The sequence below is a fragment of the Kitasatospora sp. NPDC059973 genome, from assembly GCF_042737525.1.
Taxonomy (GTDB): Bacteria; Actinomycetota; Actinomycetes; order Streptomycetales; family Streptomycetaceae; genus Kitasatospora.
This window is the reverse complement of record NZ_JBHWUI010000146.1, coordinates 1-20,383: the sequence shown is the minus strand read 5'-3', so window position 1 is coordinate 20,383 and position 20,383 is coordinate 1. Positions and strand designations below refer to the sequence as shown.

The window sequence follows — 20,383 nt, the reverse complement described above, 5'->3', positions numbered from 1 at the left end:
GCTCGGAGGCGGAGAGGAGCCCGCCGAGCGGGCCGCGCCGTGCGGAGATGCGGGCTGCGGTCTCGGCGAGGAGCGGCGCGGTGCGCGAGGTGTGCGGGCCGTGGCCGCGCGAGGCCGCCGCGGCCACCGGCCGGGCCGAACTCGCCGAAGCCCGCGCCACCGACGCCCGCAAGGCCGCCGCCCAGGCGCTCGCCACCGAGCAGCGCACCGCGGCCCTGCTCGCCACCGAGCCCCGGCTCGCCGACCTGCTCTCCCTCACCCCGTACCAGGAGGACGCGGACGAGGCCTCCGGCTTCCTCACCCCCGCGGTCCTCGACCGCTCCGCCGAGACGCTCCGGGAACTGCTCGACGACGCGATCGCCACCGCCGAACGCACCCTGTTCGACCTGCGCACCGCGGCCGCCGACGACTCCCGCATCCTCGCCGCGCTCGGCGACGGCGGCCTGCTGCCGCCCGGCCCGGACGTGCTCGCCACCGTCGAGTACCTCGCCGAGCACGGCATCCCCGCGCTGCCCGGCTGGCGCTACCTGGCCCAGTCGGTCGACCCGGCGGACCACGAGGCGATCCTCGCCGCCCGGCCGGAGCTGGTCGACGGCGTGGTGATCACCGACCCCCACTCGCTGGACCGGGCCCGCGAGACGCTGCACTCCGCCGCGCTGCTGCCGCGCTCCACCGTCGCGGTCGGCGCCGCCGCCGCGCTGATCGCGCCCATCACCGGCGAGCCCGCCTTCTTCCTCGTCCCGCCGAACCCGGCCATGCACGACGAGACCGCCGCCGACGGCGAGCGCCGCGAGCTGCGCTCACGCGCCACCGCCCGCGAGGAGCACATCCGCGAGCTGGCCGCCCGGCTGGGCGGCGACCGCGCCCTCGCCGCCCGCCTCGCCTCCTGGCACGCCAGCTGCCCGCCCGGCACCCTCGCCGAGCTGGCCGCCGCCGCCGAGGCCGCCCACGAGCACGCCGAGCAGGCCGCCGCCGCGCTGGCCACCCTGCGGGCCGACCACGACGAGGCCGAGGGCGACCACGCCGCCGCCGCGTTCGCGCACGAGGAGCAGCGCGAGGCCGCCCAGCAGGCCCGGCGCCGCGCCGACGCCCTCTCCGGCCTCGCCTTCCGCCTGCGCGAGCGCGCCGGCTGGACGCGGAGCCTGCGCGAACTCGCCGAGGACGCGACCGAGTGCGACCGCCGCCAGGCCCAGTGCGCCGAGCGCGCCCGCACCTGCGACGAGGACCGCCGCGCCGCCCAGCGTGCCGCCGACGACGCCCGCCGCACCGCCCGCACCCTGCGCGCCGAGCGCGCCGAGATCCCCGCGGCCGAGCAGGCCGACGAGCCCGCCGCCGCCCCCGTCGCCCTGCCCGCCCTGCGCGAGGCCTACCGCGCCGCGTCCCAGCTGTACGAGAAGGTCGGCGTCGGCGCCGACCTGCGCGCCGAACAGGCCCGGGCCGAGGGGGACGAGGCCGCCGCCGCGACCGAACTCGACCGGCTCACCAACAAGGTGCGCACCCGGGCGGAGGAGCTGCTGGGCAGCCCCGACGGCGCCGACGGCCCGGCCCGCCAGGCCGCCGCCGCCCGCGCGGAGGAGCTGGTCGCCACCATCGAGGCCCGCGCCGCCGCCGCCAGCGAGCAGCTCGGCCGGCTGCGCGGCGAGGCCGAACGCTCCGCGCCCGCCGACGGCGAGGCGCACACCGAGCTGCCCGAGGACCTCGTCCCCACCGACCCCGAGCACGCCCAGGTCCTGCTGCGCACCGCCACCACCCGGCTGGCCGAGCGCCGCGAGAGCGTCGACGCCGCCCGCACCGCCCACGCCGACCTGCAGCGGACCTTCGACGCCGCCCAGGCCGCCGCCGCCGACTTCGACGAGCACGCCGGGCAGCTGCGCGACGGCCTGCGCGAGCACCAGGACGAGGACGGCCGCCCGGTCGAGCCCTACCTGGGCCCGCTCGCCGACGCCCGGACGGCCGCCGCCGAGGCCCGGCGCGCCCTGCGCACCGCCGCCGGCGAGCTCTCCGCCGCCGAACTCGCCGTCCGGGACGCCTCCGACGCCCTCGTCCGGCACGCCAACGCGGCGCGCTACGAGGCCGTCCGCACCCCGGCCCGCCAGCAGATCCGCGAACTGCCCGCCGCCGCCCTGCCCGACCACGCCGCCGCCTGGGCCACCGCCTTCGCGCCCCGGCTGCGGGTGCTGACCGACGAGCTCGCCCAGCTGGAGCGCAACCGCGGCTCGATCGTCGACCGGCTGCGCGGCCTGGTCGAGTCCTCGCTCACCACGCTGCGGGCCGCCCAGCGGCTCTCCCGGCTGCCCGAGGGCCTGGGGGAGTGGTCCGGCCAGGAGTTCCTGCGGATCCGCTTCGAGGACCCGGACCACGCCACCCTGGTGGAGCGGCTGGGCGAGGTGATCGACGAGGCCACCCGCGCCGCCGTCCGGAAGAACAGCGACCTGCGCCGCGACGGGATGTCCCTGCTGCTGCGCGGGGTCGCCGCCGCGATCGGGCCGCGCGGCGTCAGCGTGGAGATCCTCAAGCCGGACGCGGTGCTGCGGGCCGAGCGGGTCGGCGTCGGCCAGATGTCGGACGTCTTCTCCGGCGGCCAGCTGCTCACCGCGGCCATCGCGCTGTACTGCACGATGGCCGCGCTGCGGGCCAACGACCGGGGCCAGTCCCAGCTGCGGCACGCCGGCACGCTCTTCCTGGACAATCCGATCGGCCGCGCCAACGCCACCTACCTGCTGGAGCTCCAGCGGGCGGTCGCCGACGCGCTCGGCGTCCAGCTGATCTACACCACCGGCCTGTTCGACACCACCGCGCTGGCCGAGTTCCCGCTGGTCATCCGGCTGCGCAACGACGCCGACCTGCGGGCCGGCCTCAAGTACATCTCGGTGGAGGAGCACCTGCGCCCCGGCCTGCCCGCCCCGCAGGACCCGGACGGCCCGGCCATCCACGGCGAGATCACCGCGACCCGGATGTTCAAGCGCCCGGTGGAGGCCCCGGGCCAGGCCTGACCCCCGCTACCCCGGGCCGGGCCTGACACCCGCTACCCCATCGCCGCCGGCCCGCCTACCGTGGGGGCATGCTGACGATCGCTCACTTCAGTGACATCCACCTCGGCCAGGAGTGGCGCCGGGACGGCGGCGCCCGCGCCTACCGGCGGGCCGAGCGGGTGATGGCGTACCTCAACGCCCTGCCGGGCCCGCTGGACGCCGTCCTGGTCACCGGCGACCTCGCGGACCACGGCCTGCCGGCGGAGTACGAGCAGGCCGCCAAGGTGCTGGTCTCCCGCCACCCGGTGCTCACCTGTCCCGGCAACCACGACCGGCGCGCGCCCTACCGGGAGGGACTGCTCGGGGAGGCGCCCGCGGACGGCCCGGTCAACCGGCGGCACGGACTGCCCGGCGCCGACCTGCTGCTGCTCGACTCGTCGATCCCCGGCCGCGACGACGGCCTGCTCGACGAGGGGACGCTGGCCTGGCTGGACGCCGAGCTGGCCGGGGGCCGTCCGGACCGGCCGGCGCTGGTGGCCTTCCACCACCCGCCGGTCGTCCTCCACCTGCCGACCGTCGACCCGATCCGCCAGTTCGGGGAGGAGCGGCTCGCCGAGGTGCTGGCCCGCCACCCCCGGGTGGCCGCCCTGCTCTGCGGCCACTCCCACACCGGCGCGGCCACCGTGTTCGCCGGTCTGCCGGTACTGGTCGCGCCGGGTGTGGTGTCGACCGTCACGCTGCCCTGCGAGGGCGGCCCCGGGATCAGCTTCGAGCAGCCGCCGATGCTCGCCTTCCACGTCCTGGACGACGACGGCCGGCTCACCACCCACTACCGGGCCGTCGTGCCGGCCTGACCACCCACCCGGGCGCCCTGCGCGGTGGGCACCCACGGCTGGGGCGCCGTCCCGGTCGGGGGGCCCGCCGGGCGCGGCACCGGCCGGACCCCGGCGGGCGCCCGGCTGCCGGCCATCGGCGAGGCGGAGTTCGGCCCGCGCATCCGCTGGGCGGCGACCTGGCGCGAGATGAGGATCTCCAGCAGGCACCACATGGTGCCGAACACCCCAAGCCCCATCGCCATCAGCGCCGGCGTCATCAGCCAGCTGTCCGCGTACGAGCCCAGCGCCGCGACGACCAGGCCGACCAGGGTGAAGGACAGGCAGAGCACCGCCCGGACTGCGGCTGCGCGCACCTCGTCGGGCAGGCGACGGCGGCGACGGCGTGCGGATGGCATCGGGCGACCCCCAGGCGCGCTCACGACGGCGGGACGGGCGCGCCGGAACGCGCCCCTGCGCACCACTCTGCCCCGTGGTACCCGAACCATGCGCGGGAATCAGCCGAACTGGCGTCAAATCGTGTGATCTGCACCGGAAACCGCGCCCCCCGGGCGAATCACCCCAGCTGCTGGTCGAGCTCCGCCAGCGCGCCCTCGGCGATCGTGCGCATCGCCCGCTCGGCGTGGGCCGCGTCCCCCGCACAGATCGCCTCCGCGACCTCGCGGTGCAGCCGGATCGCGTACGGCTCGGGCTGATGAGGCATCAGATGGTACTCCGTGCGGCCGGTGAGCACCGCACCGACGGTGTCCCCGAGGTGGGCGAACATCTCGTTGCCGGAGGCCTTCAGGACGGTCGCGTGGAAGGCGATGTCGTGCCGGAGGAAGGTGGTCAGGTCGGCGGCCCGCGCCGTCATCGTCAACTCCCCGGCGAGGGAGAGCAGTTCGCGGCGCTCGTCGTCGCTGGCGTGCCGGGCGGCGAGCGCGGCCGCGGCCGGCTCCACCGCGACGCGCAGCGAGCCGAGCGAGCGCAGCTGCGCGGGCCGGTCGGTCCCGGCCAGCCGCCAGCGGATCACCAGCGGGTCGAAGACGTCCCAGGCGGACTTCGGCTGGACGGTGCTGCCGACCCGCCGCCGGGAGGCGACCAGCCCCATCCCCTCCAGGATCCGCACGGCCTCGCGGACCACCGTCCGCGACACCCCGTACCGCTGCTCCAGCTCCTCGGCGCGCAGGACCGCCCCCTCGGGGATCTCACCGGAGGCGATGGCCGGTCCGAGGTCGGCGAGCAGTCGGCCGGGCAGCCCCTGGATCTCCATCCGGCCAGCCTAGAGGGCCCGGCCGGCCCGCTCGCCGGGCGGCCCCCGCAACGCGTAAAAGTATGACGATTTGGTTTCCGACTCTTGAATACGTCATATCTTTGGAGCGATAGTGGCGGCCTGGCAACGAAGGAGCACCACCCATGGCTCTCAGCGTCGAGAACCACGACACCCCCGCGTCGCCCCTCACCCTCGTGGTGATGGGCGTCTCCGGTGTCGGCAAGACCACCGTGGCCCGCCTGCTGGCCGACCGCCTCGACCTCCCCTACGCCGAGGCGGACGACTTCCACCCGCCCGCCAACATCGCCAAGATGTCGGCGGGCATCCCGCTGGACGACGCGGACCGCGCGCCCTGGCTGCGCGCCCTCGGCGGCTGGCTGGGGGAGCGGGCCGAGGCCGGCACCGGCGGCGTGGTCACCTGCTCGGCGCTGAAGCACCGCTACCGCGACACCCTGCGCGCGGCCTGCCCGGGCGCCTTCTTCCTGCACCTCAGCGGGGGGCACGAGCTGGTCGGGGACCGGCTCGCCCACCGCACCGGACACTTCATGCCGCCGTCGCTGCTCGACTCGCAGTACGCCGCCCTGGAGCCCCTCGGGGCGGACGAGCGCGGTGCGGTCCTGGACGTCGGCCCGACCCCCGAAGAACTCGTCGAGATGGCCGTGGCACTGCTGCGGCCCGTCAATGGAGACCTCGCGTGACCCCCACCCTGCTCGCGGCGGCCGCCCCACCGGCCCTGCCGCACACCGACAGCGACGCCCAGCTGCTGATCGCGGTCCTGCTCAGCATCGGCGCCATCGTGGTGCTGATCACCCGGCTGAAGCTCCACCCGTTCCTCGCCCTCACGCTCGGCTCGGGCCTGCTGGCCGCCGTCGCCGGCGCCCCCTTCGACAAGCTGCTGGGCAGCTTCTCCACGGGGTTCGGCGCGACCGTCGCGGGCGTCGGCCTGCTGATCGGGCTCGGCGCGATGCTCGGCAAACTGCTCGCCGACTCCGGCGGGGCGAACATCATCGCCGACACCGTGCTCGCCCGCTCCGGGCCCAGGGCGCTGCCCTGGGCGATGGCGCTGATCGCGGCCGTCCTCGGCCTGCCGCTGTTCTTCGAGGTCGGGGTCGTCCTGCTGATCCCGATCGTGCTGCTGGTGGCCCGCCGCGGCAACGTCCCGCTGATGCGGATCGGCATCCCCGCGCTGGCCGGGCTCTCGGTGCTGCACGGCCTCGTCCCGCCGCACCCCGGTCCGCTGGTGGCCGTCGACGCGCTGAAGGCCGACCTCGGCATCACCCTGGCGCTCGGCCTGCTGATCGCCGTGCCGACGCTGATCGTCGCCGGCCCGCTGTTCGCCCGGCTCGCCGAGCGCTGGGTCGGCCCGCTGGAGATCCCGCAGGCCACCGCGCCCGAGGAGACGGAGAAGCCCGCGCACACCCCGGGCTTCGGCGCGGTCCTCGCCACCATCCTGCTGCCGGTCGCCCTGATGCTCGGCAAGGCCCTGGTCGACGTCGTCGTCGACGACCCGAAGGCGATGCCGCAGCGGATCTTCGACTTCATCGGCTCGCCGCTGATCGCCCTGCTCGCCGCGACCCTGCTCGGCATGGTGACGCTCGGCCGGGCGGCCGGCTTCACCAAGGACCGGATCTCCGACACCGTCGGGAAGTCGCTCGGCCCGATCGCGGGCATCGTCTTCATCGTCGGCGCGGGCGGCGGCTTCAAGCAGACCCTGATCGACGTCGGTGTGGGCAACGCGGTCAGCGAGTGGTCCGCCAAGTGGCACATCTCGGCGCTGCTGCTCGGCTGGCTGATCGCCGTGCTGATCCGCCTGGCCACCGGCTCCGCCACGGTCGCCACGATCACCGCCGCGGGCATCCTCGCCCCGCTCGCCGCCGACATGTCCGCGACCCACGCGGCGCTGCTGGTGCTGGCCATCGGCGCCGGTTCGCTGTTCTTCTCGCACGTCAACGACGCCGGCTTCTGGCTGGTGAAGGAGTACTTCGGGATGAGCGTCGGCCAGACCCTCAAGTCCTGGTCGGTGATGGAGACCGTGATCTCGGTCGTCGCCATCGCCCTGATCATGCCGCTCAGCCTGATCATCTGACCGCGCCCCCGCGCTTCCCGGAGGGCGGTACCCGTCTCCACGGGTGCCGCCCTCCGGCGTTGCCCGGCGGCCGGTCGCGCGGCCCGACCGCGGTTCGGCGGGCAGCCGAGCGGGTCCTGGGGACCGCCCCGGCAGCCGACCCGCAGGAGCCCGTGAGCCCGGCCGTGCGGACATGCCGAAGGGCGGGCACCCCCAGCCCGGGGTGCCCGCCCTTCGAGTCCTGTGCGCCGGCCCTACGGGGCCGAGCGCTTCACGGGACGGTCCTCACCCGGCCACGCGGTCACTTGGCGCGCTTCGCCAGGAAGGCGTCGACCTCGGAGCGGATCTCCGGCGTGTCCAGGCCGCGGACGGTCATCGTGGTGCGGCGGCGCAGCACGTCGTCCGTGGTGTACGCCCACTCGCTGTCGGCGGCGTAGGCGACCTGGGCCCAGACGTCCGGGCCGTCCTCGTGGATCGGCCGGCCGAGCTCCGGGTTCTCGTCGATCATGCGGGCGATCTCGAAGGAGAGCGTGCCGTAGTGGCTGGCCAGGTGCTTGGCGACCAGCGGCTCCATCCGCGAGCCGGGCTCACGGTCGATCAGCAGGCGGTGCGCGACGGCGTTCGGCGCGCCGACGCCGGGCAGCGGGACCGTCCGGGCGATGGTCGACATGTCCTCGCCGAGCGTGGTGCCGGGCACGTGGGCCAGCTTCTCCAGCACGGTCCGGCCGATGTGCCGGTAGGTGGTCCACTTGCCGCCGGCGACCGACAGCATGCCGCCCCGGCCCTCGGTGACGACCGTCTCGCGCTTGGCGGCGGCGGTGTCGCCGGGGCCGCCGGGCAGCACCCGCAGGCCGGCGAAGGCGTAGGTGATCAGGTCGCGGTCGATGTGCTCGTCGCGGATGGCGTGCGCGGCCTCGCCCATGATCTGGTCGATGTCCGCCTCGGTGGCCCGGACGTCCTGCGGGTCGCCGGTGTACTCCTCGTCGGTGGTGCCGAGGAGGACGTGGTCCTCCCACGGGATGGCGAAGGAGACGCGGTACTTGTCGATCGGGATGGTCAGCGCGGCGCGCCACGGGGCACGGCGCTTGACCACGACGTGGGCGCCCTTGGAGAGGCGGATCGACGGCGCGGCGCCGGCGTCCTCCATGGTGCGAAGGTGGTCGACCCACGGGCCGGTGGCGTTGAGCACCAGGCGGGCGTTCACGCCGAACTCGGTGCCGTCCAGGCGGTCCTTGAGGTCGGCGCCGGTGACCCGGCCGCCGGTGAAGCGCAGGCCGGTGACCTCGGCGTGGTTGAGCACCACGGCGCCGGCGTCGACGGCGGCGCGCACCGTCATCACGGCGACGCGCGAGTCGTTCATCTGGTGGTCGCCGTAGACGGCCACCGAGCGCAGGCCCTCGGTGCGCAGCGCGGGCACCTGCTGGGCGGCGTGCGCGGCGGTGGAGACCCGGCCCATGCCGTCGCGGAAGGCGGAGAGCGCCGAGTAGAGGAACACACCGGCGCCGAGCTTGGGCGCGCTGTGCGGGCCGCCCTTGTAGACCGGCACGAAGAAGGTCAGCGGGTTGACCAGGTGCGGGGCCACGTCGGTGGCGAGCGCGCGGCGCTCCTTGTGGTTCTCGGCGACCAGCTTGACCGCCCCGGTCTGCAGGTAGCGCAGACCGCCGTGCACGAGCTTCGAGGAGGCACTGGAGGTGGCCCCGGCGAAGTCGCCGGCATCGACCATGGCGACCTTGAGGCCCGCCTGGGACGCGGTCCAGGCGACGGCCGTGCCGAGGATGCCGCCCCCGATCACCAGCAGGTCGTAGGTGGCCTTGCCCAGCAGCTCGCGGGTCTCGGCGCGGGAGGCGGTGCGGCCGGCGAAGCGCTCGGCGCCCAGGGTCGGGATGGTAGCCATGGTGTGTGTACGGCGGCGCGGGTCGGGCGGCGCCGTTACTCCTCTCGGTGTGCGGTGCGGCCCCTGCTGAGAGGCCGGTTCGGCCCGGTGCGGCGGGCCGGTGAAACGGGAGCGGGCCGGCCGGGGCCCGGGGGCCCCGACCGGCGTCCGCGGTCAGATCTGCTCGTCCTCCTCCACCCAGCCCATGGTGCGCTCCACGGCCTTGAGCCACTTCTTGTACTCGCGCTCCCGGGTGGCCTCGTCCATGCGCGGGGTCCACTCGGCGGCGCGGTGCCAGTTGGCCCGCAGGGTGTCCAGGTCGCTCCAGAAGCCGACCGCCAGGCCGGCCGCGTAGGCGGCGCCCAGCGCGGTGGTCTCGGCCACGTACGGGCGCTCGACCGGAGCGTCCAGCACGTCGGCGATGTTCTGCATGAGCAGGTTGTTGCTGGTCATGCCGCCGTCGACCTTGAGGGCGGTGAGCTCGACGCCGGAGTCCTTCTGCATGGCGTCGACGACCTCGCGGGTCTGCCAGGCGGTGGCCTCCAGCACGGCCCGGGCCAGGTGGCCCTTGGTGACGTACCGGGTCAGACCGGCGATCACACCGCGGGCGTCGGAGCGCCAGTACGGGGCGAACAGGCCGGAGAAGGCCGGGACGAAGTAGGCGCCGCCGTTGTCCTCGACGGTGTTGGCGAGGGTCTCGATCTCGGCGGCGGTGGAGATGATGCCGAGCTGGTCGCGCAGCCACTGGACGAGCGAGCCGGTGACGGCGATCGAGCCCTCCAGCGCGTACACCGGCTTCTGGTCGCCGATCCGGTAGCCGACGGTGGTCAGCAGCCCGTGGTACGAGTTGACGACCTCCTCGCCGGTGTTCAGCAGCAGGAAGGTCCCGGTGCCGTAGGTCGACTTGGCCTCGCCCTTGTCGAAGCAGGTCTGGCCGAACAGCGCGGCCTGCTGGTCGCCGAGGGCGGAGGCGACCGGCACGCCGGCCAGGTCGCCGACGGCCTCGCCGTAGACCTCGGCGGAGGAGCGGATCTCCGGCAGGACGGCCATCGGCACGCCCATCGACTCGGCGATCTTGTCGTCCCACTCCAGCGAGCGCAGGTTCATCAGCATGGTGCGGCTGGCGTTGGTGACGTCGGTGACGTGCTTGCCGCCGTTGACACCACCGGTGAGGTTCCAGATCACCCAGGTGTCCATGGTGCCGAACAGGATGTCGCCGGCCTCGGCGCGCTCGCGCAGGCCCTCGACGTTGTCCAGCAGCCAGCGGATCTTCGGGCCGGCGAAGTAGCTGGCCAGCGGGAGGCCGGTCTCGCGGCGGAAGCGGTCCTGGCCGACGTTGCGGCCCAGCTCGCGGCAGAGGCCCTCGGTGCGGGTGTCCTGCCACACCAGCGCGTTGTGCACCGGCTCGCCGGTGTTCTTGTCCCACAGGACGGTGGTCTCGCGCTGGTTGGTGATGCCGATCGCGCGGATGTCGTCCTTGGTCAGACCGGCCTTCTCCAGCGCGCCGCGGACCACCGACTGCACCCGGGTCCAGATCTCGGCGGCGTCGTGCTCGACGTAGCCGGGCTGGGGGAAGATCTGCCGGTGCTCCTGCTGGTCGACGGCGACGATCCGGCCGTCCTCGCCGAAGATGATGCAGCGGCTGGAGGTGGTGCCCTGGTCGATCGCGGCGATGTAGTTACCGGTGCCAATGGAGGTCATGAGGGTCCTCGGCTCAAGAAGGGGGTTGCGGGGTGGGTGGGTCCGACTCTCGGGTCAGTCCCCGTGCTCGGGTGGGGTGGAAACCCGAGGAGCGTCAGAAGGCGACGTGGTACAGGCCGCCGGCCAGCAGGCCGCCGATGACCGGGCCGGCCACCGGGATCCAGGCGTAGGACCAGTCGGAGCCGCCCTTGTTCGGGATCGGCAGGAGCGAGTGCACGATGCGCGGGCCCAGGTCGCGGACCGGGTTGATCGCGTAGCCGGTCGGGCCGCCGAGCGAGAGGCCGATGCCGACGACGGTGAGGGCGACGATCAGGATGCCGGTGCCGGAGAGGCCGAGGCCCTTGTTCAGGCCCTGGGTGAGGATGCCCAGGCAGAGGACCATGGTGCCGATGATCTCGGTGAGCAGGTTCTGGACCGGGTTCCGGATCTCGGGACCGGTCGAGAAGATGCCCAGGGTCGCCTCCTTGTTGGCCTGGAACTGGCCGAGGTAGGTGACCCAGACGAGGACGGCGCCGATCATCGCGCCGAGCAGCTGGGAGCCGAGGTAGACCGGCACCTTGCTCCAGTCGCCGCTGTCGACGGCGAGGGCCAGGGTGACGGCCGGGTTCAGGTGCGCGCCCGACTTGGGGGCCGACATGTAGGCGGCGATCATCACCGCGAAGCCCCAGCCGAAGGTGATCGCCAGCCAGCCGGCGTTGAGGGCCTTCGACTTCTTGAGCGTCACGGCGGCACAGACGCCGCCGCCGAGAAGTATCAGCGCGGCGGTGCCGAGGGTTTCGCCGACGAAGATGTCGCCGTTGGAGAACGCGGACACAAAGACTCCCTTGTCCATATGGCCCGGAGGTGCGGGTGGGGGCAGGTGGCTGAGCGATCGCTGTGCGGGTGAGCGCATTGTGGGAGTGATCTGCTCGGCCATCGTTCGACAATGTCGACCGTCATGCGGAAGCTTCCTCCCCAGGCCGCCTTCACGTCAAGGCCGGGTTACGCAGCTGTGACCCTTCACTCGAAGTTACCAATCGACTCACGTCAAATATGGACAAAACGCTAAGGCGCGGACAGGCATCCCGCCTGTCCGCGCCTCAGCGTGAACGTCAGATGTCCGCGGCCGCGGCCGCCGGCGCCGGGGTCAGAACCGTCCGGCGCCCAGGTCCCGGGAGATCGCCCGGGCCGCGCTGCGCACCGAGGCGACCAGCGAGGGCCGCACGAAGCCGTCCTCGCAGACCCGCTCCACCGGGCCGCTGACGCAGACCGCGCCGACCGGGTTGCGCCGCCGGTCCTGGATCAGCGCGCCGATCGAGGCCACGCCCTCCCAGGTCTCCTCGATCGAGTCGGTCCAGCCGCGCTCACGGGTCAGCGCCGCCTCGGCGTCCACGTCCGCCAGGTCGGTCAGGGTCCGCGCGGTGTACGCCTCCAGCGGGCCCTCGCCCAGCTCCCCGCGGGCCACCGGGTCGTACGCCAGCAGCACCTTGCCGAGGGCGGTGCTGTGCAGCGGCTGCATCGAGCCGACCTCCAGCACCTGCCGGGTGTCGTCCGGACGGAAGACGTGATGCACGATCAGCACGCCCTGCTGGTGGAGCACCCCGAGGTAGACGGTCTCGCCGGCCGCCCTGGCCAGGTCGTCCGCCCAGACCAGGGCCCGGGCGCGCAGCTCGTGCACGTCCAGGTAGCTCTGGCCCAGCCGCAGCAGCTCCGCGCCCAGCTGGTACTTGCCGCTCTCCGGGTCCTGCTCGACGAACCCCTCCTGCTGGAGGGTGCGCAGGATCCCGTGGGCGGTGCCCTTGGCGAGGCCCAGGGCCGTCGCGACCTCGGACAGCCCCAGGCGGCGCTCGCCGCCGGCCAGCAGGCGCATGATCGCGGCGGCCCGGGAGAGCGACTGGATCGGGCCGGGCATTCGGTACCTCCGCGCTGACAGGCGGTCGACAATGTCGACCGCAGTGGTAACGGGACGAGTCTGCCAGGCCGCGCCCCGTCCGTGCACCTTCCCCCTCGGTAATCTCCCTCCGGCGCGGTCAGTCCCGCCCGCGCGCCACCTCGGCGGCCAGCGCCGCGATCTCCCGCGGGCCCACCCGGCAGCAGCCGCCCACCAGCCGCGCGCCGTCGGCAAGCCACCCCGCCACCCCCGCCCGGCCGCCGCCGGGAGCGGCCCCGGGCACGCCGAACGTCGCCGCACCGCGCCAGGCACGGGCCCCGGCGTCCCAGCGCTCGCCGCTGTTCGGATAGACCACCACCGGCTTGCCGGTCACCCGGGCCGCCGTCGCCACCGCCCGGTCGGCGTCCTGCGGCGTGCAGCAGTTCACCCCCACCGCGACCACCTCGTCGGCGTCCGCGGCCAGCGCGAAGGCCTCCGCCAGCGGCTGCCCGGCCCTGGTCCGGTCGCCCGCCACGCTGAACGACAGCCAGGCCGGCACGCCCAGCCCGCGCACCGCCCGCAGCAGCGCCCGCGCCTCGTCCGCGTCGGGCACCGTCTCCAGCGCCAGCACGTCCGGCCCGGCGGCCGCCAGCACCTCCAGCCGCGGCCGGTGGAACGCCTCCAGCTCGGCGGTCGTCAGCCCGTACCGGCCCCGGTACTCCGAGCCGTCGGCCAGCGCGGCGCCGTACGGCCCCACCGACGCGGCGACCCACAGCGGCCGGTCCGCCCGGACCGGCGCCGCGGCGCGGCGCGCCAGCTCCACCCCGAGCGCCAGCAGCCGCTCCGCGTCCGCCCGGCCCAGCCCGCGCCGGGCGAACCCCTCGAAGCTCGCCTGGTAGGTCGCGGTGATCGCGACCTCCGCCCCGGCCTCGAAGTACGCCCGGTGCGCGGCGACCACCGCCTCCGGGGCGTCCGCCAGCAGCCGGGCCGACCACAGCGCGTCCGACAGGTCGTGCCCGGCCGCCGCCAGCTGGTTGGACAGCCCGCCGTCCAGGACCAGCGGACCGGCGGCCAGCGCGGCGGCGAAGCCCGGCGGGGCAGGGGCGGGCATGGCGGCCTCCTCGGGGGCAAAGCTCCTGGTCACAGAGTAGAAGACCGGCCGCCCCCGGCCGGCCCGAAAACCATTTGCCGCCCGGCCCCCGGATCGCTACGTTGTGCTCACCCCGAGAACGACGGCAGGTCGGCGGCCCGCCGGTCCTCCCGGTACCGCCGACCGCACGACACGCCCGCCACACCCGACACGCCCGGCAGCGACCGACCGGCCCGACATAGCGCCAGCGGAGAGGAGCCCGCCATGACCGTGGAACGACCGCCCGCCCACGAGAACGACTGGCTCGCCGCCTACGACCCGCGCGCCTACACGCCCGTCGCCGTCACCGTCGACGTCGTCGCCCTGACGCTGCGCCACGGCAGCCTGCACGTCCTGCTGGTCGAGCGCGCCGCGCCGCCCTACCAGGGGTACTGGGCACTGCCCGGCGGTTTCCTGCGGGCCGGCGAGGAAGGGCTCGACGAGGCCGCCGCCCGCGAGCTCGCCGAGGAGACCGGCCTGCTCGGCACCGCCGACGCCGAGGCCGCCCTCAGCCGGATCCACCTCGAACAGCTCGGGACGTACGGCGCCCCCACCCGGGACCCGCGCATGCACGTGGTCTCCGTCGCCTACCTCGCCTTCGCCCCCGACCTGCCCGACCCGCGGGCCGGCTCGGACGCGGCCACCGCCGCCTGGCACGCCGTCACCGACCTCGACCTCCGGCCGTCCACCGGCCGGTCCCCAGCCGCCGGTGTGCCCGCCGACACCCACGGGGGTGGCGTCGGCGGGCACACCGGCCACCAACCCGCGGCCGACGGCCCCGCCGGCACCACGACGCTCGCCTTCGACCACGCCCGGATCGTCGCCGACGGCCTCGACCGCGCCCGCGCGAAGATCGAGTACAGCCCGCTGGCCACCGCCTTCCTCCCGTACGACTTCACCATCCCCGAGCTGCGCGCCGTCTACGAGGCGGTCTGGGACGAGAAGCTCCACCCCGGCAACTTCCACCGCAAGGTGCTCTCGGTGCCCGGCTTCGTCGAGAGCACCGGGACGACCACCGAGCGCGGCGGCGCCCGCGGCGGCCCACGGGCCCGCACCTACCACGCCGGCGACGCCCACCTCCTGCACCCCGCGCTGCTCAGGCCCACCCGGGAGGACGAGATCCGCTGACCGGCGCCACCGGTCGCGCCCGCGCACTACCATCCGGCCATGACGACTCAAGAGGTGAGCAGGACGAGCAACCGGCCGAACTCCCACTGCCACTGGTGCGGCACGCCCTACCCGCCCGGCACCACGGCCTGGCCCCGCACCTGCCCCGGCTGCTCCGAGATCAGCTACCGCAACCCGCTGCCCGTCGTCGTCACCCTCCTCCCGGTCACCCAGGAGAGCGGTGCGCCCGGCCTCGTGGTCATCCGCCGCACCATCGAGCCCGGCTACGGCCAACTCGCCCTGCCCGGCGGCTACGTCGACTACGGGGAGAGCTGGCAGCAGGCCTGCGTCCGCGAACTGCGCGAGGAGACCGGCATCCTGGCCGAGGCCGGTGACGTCACCCTGGTCGCCACCGACTCCGACACGCACGGCGGCTTCCTCTGCCTCTTCGGCCTGCTCCCCGCCCGCCCGCTCGCCGAGCTCCCGCCCTCGGTCCCCACCGAGGAGACGGAGGGCTGGCAGCTCGCCGACCCCACGACCGCCCTCGTCTTCGCGTTCCACACCCGGGTCTCCCAGGCCTGGTTCAACGGTGAGTACGCCCACCACTGACCGTGCCCGGGGACGGGGCTGACCAGGCTCGCACGGCCGCAGCAGACCCTGGCGCACCGCGCGATCACATGGCAGGGTCTGCTCCGACAGCCCCAACCGGACGGGCCCTGCCACAAGCACCCCCGTCCCATCCAACGGCCGGGAGACCACCACCGTGAGCACCCCATCCCAGGACCAGCCGCTCTGGCGCCCCAACCCCGCTCGCGCCGCGGCCACCGGCCTCGTGGCCTTCCAGGCCTGGGCCGCCGAACACCACGGCGCACCGGCCGCCCCGCTGGCCCCCGTCGACAGCGACGAGCAGGCCGCCCGGCGCTACGCCGACCTGCACAGCTGGTCCACCGAGGACCTCGACCGCTTCTGGACGGCCGTCACCCAGTGGTTCGGCGTCCGCTTCACCGAGGCCCCCGAAGCCGTCCTCGCCGAAGCCGCCATGCCCGGCGCCCGCTGGTTCCCCGGCGCCCGCCTCAACTACGCCGAGCACGCCCTGCGCGCCGCCGACGACGAGGCCAACGCCGACAAGCCGGCGATCCTCCACCTGGACGAGACCACCGAGCAGCCGACCGTCCTCACCTGGTCCGAGCTCCGCCGCCAGGTCGGCTCGCTCGCCGCCGCCCTCCGGGCCCGCGGCATCGGCCCCGGCGACCGCGTCAGCGCCTACCTGCCCAACATCCCGCAGGCCGCCGTCGCCCTCCTCGCCAGCGCCGCCGTCGGCGCCGTATGGACCAGCTGCGCCCCCGACTTCGGCGCCCGCAGCGTCCTCGACCGCCTCCAGCAGATCGAGCCCGCCGTCCTCTTCGCCGTCGACGGCTACCACTACGGCGGCAAGGACCACGACCGCGCCGAGGTCGTCGCCGAACTCCGCCGCGAGCTCCCCAGCCTGCGCACCGTCGTCCACGTCCCGCTGCTCGGCGCACCCGCCCCCGACGGCGCCCTGCACTGGGACGACCTGGTCGCCGACGACGTCGAGCCGGTCTTCGAGGCCGTCCCCTTCGACCACCCGCTCTGGGTCCTCTACTCCTCCGGGACCACCGGCCTGCCCAAGGCCATCGTCCAGAGCCAGGGCGGCATCCTGCTGGAGCACCTCAAGCAGGCCGGGCTCCACCTGGACCTCGGCCCCGAGGACCGCTTCCTCTGGTACACCTCCACCGGCTGGATGATGTGGAACTTCCTCCTCGCCGGCCTGCTCACCGGGTCCACGATCGTCACCTACGACGGCAGCCCCGGGCACCCGGACACCGGTGCCCTCTGGTCCGTCGCCGCCCGGACCGGCGCCACCGTCCTCGGCACCTCCGCGGCCTACGTCATCGCCAGCCGCAAGGCCGAGCTGCACCCCGGCCGCGACCTCGACCTCTCCGCCGTCCGCTGCATCGGCACCACCGGCTCCCCGCTCCCGCCCGACGGCTTCCGCTGGATCTACGACGAGGTCAAGCAGGACGTCTGGCTCGCCTCCGTCAGCGGCGGCACCGACGTCTGCTCCTGCTTCGTCGGCGGCGTCCCGACCCTGCCGGTGTACCTCGGTGAGATCCAGGCCCCCTGCCTCGGCGCCGCCGTCGAGTCCTGGGACGTCCACGGCCGCCCGCTCACCGACGCGGTCGGCGAACTCGTCGTCACCAAGCCGATCCCGTCCATGCCCACCGGCTTCTGGAACGACCCCGACGGCGCCCGCTACCACGACAGCTACTTCGAGATGTACCCCGGCATCTGGCGCCACGGCGACTGGATCACCGTCACCTCCCGCGGCACCGTGGTCATCCACGGCCGCTCCGACTCGACGCTCAACCGCCAGGGCGTCCGGATGGGCTCCTCCGACATCTACGAGGTCGTCGAGCGCCTCCCCGAGATCGCCGAGTCCCTGGTCATCGGCCTGGAGGAGCCCGACGGCGGCTACTGGATGCCGCTCTTCGTCGTGCTCGCCCCCGGCGCGGTCCTCGACGACGGCCTGGTCGGCCGGATCCGCACCTCGCTGCGCACCGAGCTCTCCCCGCGCCACGTCCCCGACGAGGTCATCGCCGTCCGCGGCCTGCCGCACACCCTCACCGGCAAGCGGATCGAGGTCCCGGTGAAGCGCCTGCTCTCCGGCACCCCGCTGGAGCAGGCCGTGAACCCGGGTTCGGTCGACGACATCGAGCACCTGCGCTACTTCGAGCAGCTCCGCCGCGACCGCCGGGCCTGACCCCGGACAGCACGAACCCGGACAGCACGAAGGGGTGCCCCCATGACGGTGGGGGCACCCCTTCGCAGTCCTCGCTCCGGCCGCGCGCCGGGTGTCACTCGCCGGACAGCACCTGCTGGGCCGCGGCCCGCGCGTCCTCGGCGCTGTCCGCGGCGCGGGCGGCCTCGGCCGCCCGGCGGCACTGCGCCAGCGTGTACTTGGCCAGCGTCGCCCGCACATAGGGGATCGACGCCGCGCCCATGGAGAGGCTGGTGACGCCGAGCCCGGTCAGGACCACGGCGAGCAGCGGGTCGGAGGCGGCCTCGCCGCAGACGCCGCAGCTCTTGCCGGTGGCCCGGGCGGCCTCGGCCGAGAAGGCGACCAGGTCCAGCAGCGCCGGCTGCCACGGGTCCTGCAGCCGCGCCAGCGCACCCACCTGGCGGTCGGCGGCGAAGGTGTACTGCGCGAGGTCGTTGGTCCCCAGCGAGAGGAACTCCACCTCCTGGAGGATCGACCGCGCCCGCAGCGCCGCCGACGGGATCTCCACCATCGCCCCGTACTTGGCGCTCAGCCCGGCCTGGCGACACGCGTCCGCGAAGTCCTTGGCGTCCTTGCGGTCGGCCACCATCGGGGCCATCACCTCAAGGTGCACCGGCAGCCCCTCGGCCGCCTTCGCCAGCGCGCGCAGCTGGGTCCGCATGACCTCGGGGTGCTCCAGCAGGGTCCGCAGACCGCGCACACCCAGCGCCGGGTTGGGCTCGTCGGCGGGGGTCAGGAAGTCCAGCGGCTTGTCCGCGCCCGCGTCCAGCGCCCGGACCACGACCCGGCCCTCCGGGAACGCCTCGAGCACCTTGCGGTACGCCTCGACCTGCTTCTCCTCGCTGGGAGCCTTGGCCGAGTCGTCCAGGAAGAGGAACTCCGTGCGGAACAGGCCCACGCCCTCCGCCCCGGCCTCCAGCGCGGCCGGCAGGTCCGCGGGACCGCCGACGTTGGCGAGCAGCGGCACCCGGTGCCCGTCCGAGGTCTGCCCCGGGCCGGACGAGGCGGCCAGCGCGGCCTTGCGCTCGGCGGCCGCGCGGCGCAGTTCGTCCTGCTTCTCCTGCGACGGCTCCAGCAGCACGTCGCCGGAGCTGCCGTCCACCGCGACCACGGTGCCCTCGGCGACATCGGTCGCGCCCGGCAGCGCGACGACGGCCGGCACGCCCAGGGCGCGGGCGAGGATGGCGCTGTGGCTGGTCGGCCCGCCCTCCTCGGTCACGAAGCCGAGCACCAGGGTCGGGTCCAGCAGCGCGGTGTCGGCCGGCGCCAGGTCACGGGCGAACAGCACGTACGGCTCGTCGCTGTCCGGAACGCCCGGCATCGGCACGCCCAGCAGCCGCGCCACGATGCGGTTGCGCACGTCGTCCAGGTCGGCGACCCGGCCGGCCAGGTACTCCCCGGCGGAGGCGAGCAGCGCGCGGTAGGCGGCGAAGGCGTCGTAGACGCCGCGCTCGGCGCTGCTGCCGACGGTGATCCGGCGGGCCACGTCGGCCATCAGCTCCGGGTCCTGGGCCATCAGCGCCTGGGCCTCCAGCACGGCCTGCGCCTCGCCGCCGGCCAGGTTGCCGCGGGCGATCAGGTCCGCGGCCACCGCCTCGACGGCAGCCTGGGCGCGGGCCTGCTCACGGGGGGCGTCCTCGGTCGGGATCTGGGTGGCCGACGGCTCCAGCACCGCCGTCCCCATGTGCCGCACCTGGCCGATCGCGACACCGTGGCTCACACCCACGCCGCGCAGCGTCTTCTCCATGTCACCTGTCTCCGCTGAGAGAAGCGGCCCCGCCGGGTACCGCTGTGTGCCGGGCCGCCCCACCGAGTCCGGAGGGGCGGGTCTGCAGTAAAGAAAGAGGTCAGCTCCAGCTGAAGAGGGCGTCGCCCACGGCGACGTCCCCGTCCTCGCGGAGGTCGCCGAGCGAGTCGGGGGCGGCCTCCAGAGCGACGATCGGCGAGATCGGCGACTTGCCCGCGGCCTCGACGGCGGCCGGGTCCCACTTGATGACGGCCTGGCCGCGGGTCACCGTGTCGCCCTTGTTGACGAGGAGCTCGAAGCCCTCGCCGTTGAGCTGCACGGTGTCGATGCCGAGGTGCGTCAGCACGCCGTGTCCGTCCGCGTCCACGACGACGAACGCGTGGGGGTGCATGGAGACGACGACACCGTCCACCGGGGCCACGGCCTCGGTCGGCCGGCGCACCGGGTCGATCGCGGTGCCGGGGCCGACCATCGCGCCGGAGAAGACCGGGTCGGGCACGCCGGCGAGCCCGACGACACGGCCGGTCAGCGGCGACGTCACAGTGGTCATGGTTGAGCCTCCCAAGTGCGCAGTACAGAGAGCGGCCGCGAACTGCGGCAAGGGCATCGACTGAAGCCTAAATCATGTCAACTTCGGACATCTGCTGACATTCCCGGGCGAACACTCACGCCCTGCCCGCCCTCACCGGCCGGCCATCTCACCGACCGCTAGTGGTCTAGTCCTCTTGGCCGATGCGCCGCACTCTACAGGCATCTTGGCGAATCGGGACCATTGCTGTATATGCTCGCGAGAGCAACAAATCATGCCTCCGAGCGGGTGAAGCTCGGCGTGCCCCGATTCGCGCTCCGGCCGACGACCCGCTATGGTTGGTCGAGTCGCCGCAAGTCGACGGTTAACAGCAGATTTCAGAAGCGAAAAGCACCGGTAAACGGAGCGGAAAGCGTCTGGTAAGCTGGAAGCACGAAAGAACGAAGCGCCCGGAGGGCCCGCTGGAAGGCGGTCCGAAGGAAGTGTCCGTTCCTTGAGAACTCAACAGCGTGCCAAAAGTCAACGC

At 74.2% G+C, this 20,383-nt stretch carries 15 protein-coding genes and 1 pseudogene; 7 read left to right on the top strand and 9 right to left on the bottom strand.

Annotation, left to right across the window (positions count from 1 at the left end; genetic code table 11):
• Positions 1-2,993 (top strand): annotated as a pseudogene (locus ACFWA9_RS30340) (hypothetical protein); the annotation flags it as partial.
• Positions 2,994-3,061: 68 nt separating this feature from the next.
• Positions 3,062-3,826 carry a metallophosphoesterase gene (locus tag ACFWA9_RS30335; protein ID WP_380391241.1) on the top strand — a complete coding sequence of 255 codons (765 nt, stop codon included), beginning with the start codon at positions 3,062-3,064 and terminating at the stop codon, positions 3,824-3,826.
• On the opposite strand, the gene ACFWA9_RS30330 is transcribed toward ACFWA9_RS30335, so the two are convergent.
• Both ACFWA9_RS30330 and ACFWA9_RS30325 read right to left on the bottom strand, forming a co-directional pair.
• Entirely contained in the window at positions 3,802-4,203 is a 402-nt protein-coding gene (locus tag ACFWA9_RS30330; protein WP_329490855.1) for a hypothetical protein, read from the bottom strand. The genes ACFWA9_RS30335 and ACFWA9_RS30330 overlap by 25 nt on opposite strands.
• A gap of 158 nt (positions 4,204-4,361) precedes the next feature.
• Positions 4,362-5,057, bottom strand: a complete 696-nt coding sequence (locus tag ACFWA9_RS30325) for an FCD domain-containing protein (protein ID WP_329490856.1) — start codon at positions 5,055-5,057, stop codon at positions 4,362-4,364.
• A 143-nt stretch (positions 5,058-5,200) separates the two neighbouring features.
• On the opposite strand from ACFWA9_RS30325, the gene ACFWA9_RS30320 reads away from it, so the two are divergent.
• Together ACFWA9_RS30320 and ACFWA9_RS30315 are read left to right on the top strand one after the other, a co-directional pair.
• On the top strand, positions 5,201-5,755 hold the full coding sequence (locus ACFWA9_RS30320) for a gluconokinase (RefSeq protein ID WP_329490857.1): 555 nt from the start codon (positions 5,201-5,203) through the stop codon (positions 5,753-5,755).
• Positions 5,752-7,143, top strand: a complete 1,392-nt coding sequence (locus tag ACFWA9_RS30315; protein ID WP_329490858.1) for a gluconate:H+ symporter — start codon at positions 5,752-5,754, stop codon at positions 7,141-7,143. The genes ACFWA9_RS30320 and ACFWA9_RS30315 overlap by 4 nt, the downstream gene beginning before the upstream one ends.
• 280 nt (positions 7,144-7,423) lie before the next feature.
• Here the strand turns inward: ACFWA9_RS30315 and ACFWA9_RS30310 are convergent, their stop codons facing one another.
• The 5 genes from ACFWA9_RS30310 to mmuM all read right to left on the bottom strand — a co-directional run bounded on the left by ACFWA9_RS30310 (position 7,424) and on the right by mmuM (position 13,656).
• Positions 7,424-9,016 carry a glycerol-3-phosphate dehydrogenase/oxidase gene (locus ACFWA9_RS30310; RefSeq protein WP_329490859.1) on the bottom strand — a complete coding sequence of 531 codons (1,593 nt, stop codon included), beginning with the start codon at positions 9,014-9,016 and terminating at the stop codon, positions 7,424-7,426.
• Between the two features lie 153 nt (positions 9,017-9,169).
• The gene (gene glpK, locus ACFWA9_RS30305; RefSeq protein ID WP_329490860.1) at positions 9,170-10,696 is read right to left on the bottom strand and encodes a glycerol kinase GlpK; all 1,527 of its coding nucleotides are present in this window, start codon (positions 10,694-10,696) and stop codon (positions 9,170-9,172) included.
• Between the two features lie 94 nt (positions 10,697-10,790).
• Positions 10,791-11,528 (bottom strand): MIP/aquaporin family protein, encoded by a 738-nt coding sequence (locus tag ACFWA9_RS30300; protein ID WP_380391237.1) that lies wholly within the window; start codon positions 11,526-11,528, stop codon positions 10,791-10,793.
• 294 nt (positions 11,529-11,822) lie between these two features.
• Complete coding sequence (locus ACFWA9_RS30295) at positions 11,823-12,587, bottom strand: IclR family transcriptional regulator (RefSeq protein ID WP_352295079.1); 765 nt, start codon at positions 12,585-12,587, stop codon at positions 11,823-11,825.
• Between the two features lie 118 nt (positions 12,588-12,705).
• A complete protein-coding gene (gene mmuM / locus ACFWA9_RS30290; protein ID WP_380391233.1) occupies positions 12,706-13,656 on the bottom strand; it encodes a homocysteine S-methyltransferase in 951 nt (316 codons plus the stop codon).
• A 243-nt stretch (positions 13,657-13,899) separates the two neighbouring features.
• Here mmuM and ACFWA9_RS30285 point away from each other — a divergent pair, with 243 nt between their 5' ends.
• The 3 genes from ACFWA9_RS30285 to ACFWA9_RS30275 all read left to right on the top strand — a co-directional run bounded on the left by ACFWA9_RS30285 (position 13,900) and on the right by ACFWA9_RS30275 (position 17,563).
• On the top strand, positions 13,900-14,802 hold the full coding sequence (locus tag ACFWA9_RS30285; protein WP_380391230.1) for an NUDIX domain-containing protein: 903 nt from the start codon (positions 13,900-13,902) through the stop codon (positions 14,800-14,802).
• Between the two features lie 39 nt (positions 14,803-14,841).
• Entirely contained in the window at positions 14,842-15,390 is a 549-nt protein-coding gene (locus ACFWA9_RS30280; RefSeq protein ID WP_329490865.1) for an NUDIX domain-containing protein, read from the top strand.
• A 154-nt stretch (positions 15,391-15,544) separates the two neighbouring features.
• Positions 15,545-17,563, top strand: a complete 2,019-nt coding sequence (locus ACFWA9_RS30275) for an acetoacetate--CoA ligase (RefSeq protein ID WP_329490866.1) — start codon at positions 15,545-15,547, stop codon at positions 17,561-17,563.
• Between the two features lie 94 nt (positions 17,564-17,657).
• Here ACFWA9_RS30275 and ptsP read toward each other — a convergent pair whose 3' ends face one another.
• The gene (gene ptsP / locus ACFWA9_RS30270; protein WP_352295087.1) at positions 17,658-19,328 is read right to left on the bottom strand and encodes a phosphoenolpyruvate--protein phosphotransferase; all 1,671 of its coding nucleotides are present in this window, start codon (positions 19,326-19,328) and stop codon (positions 17,658-17,660) included.
• Between the two features lie 100 nt (positions 19,329-19,428).
• Positions 19,429-19,878 carry a PTS glucose transporter subunit IIA gene (locus ACFWA9_RS30265; protein WP_352295089.1) on the bottom strand — a complete coding sequence of 150 codons (450 nt, stop codon included), beginning with the start codon at positions 19,876-19,878 and terminating at the stop codon, positions 19,429-19,431.
• Positions 19,879-20,383: the final 505 nt, after the last annotated feature.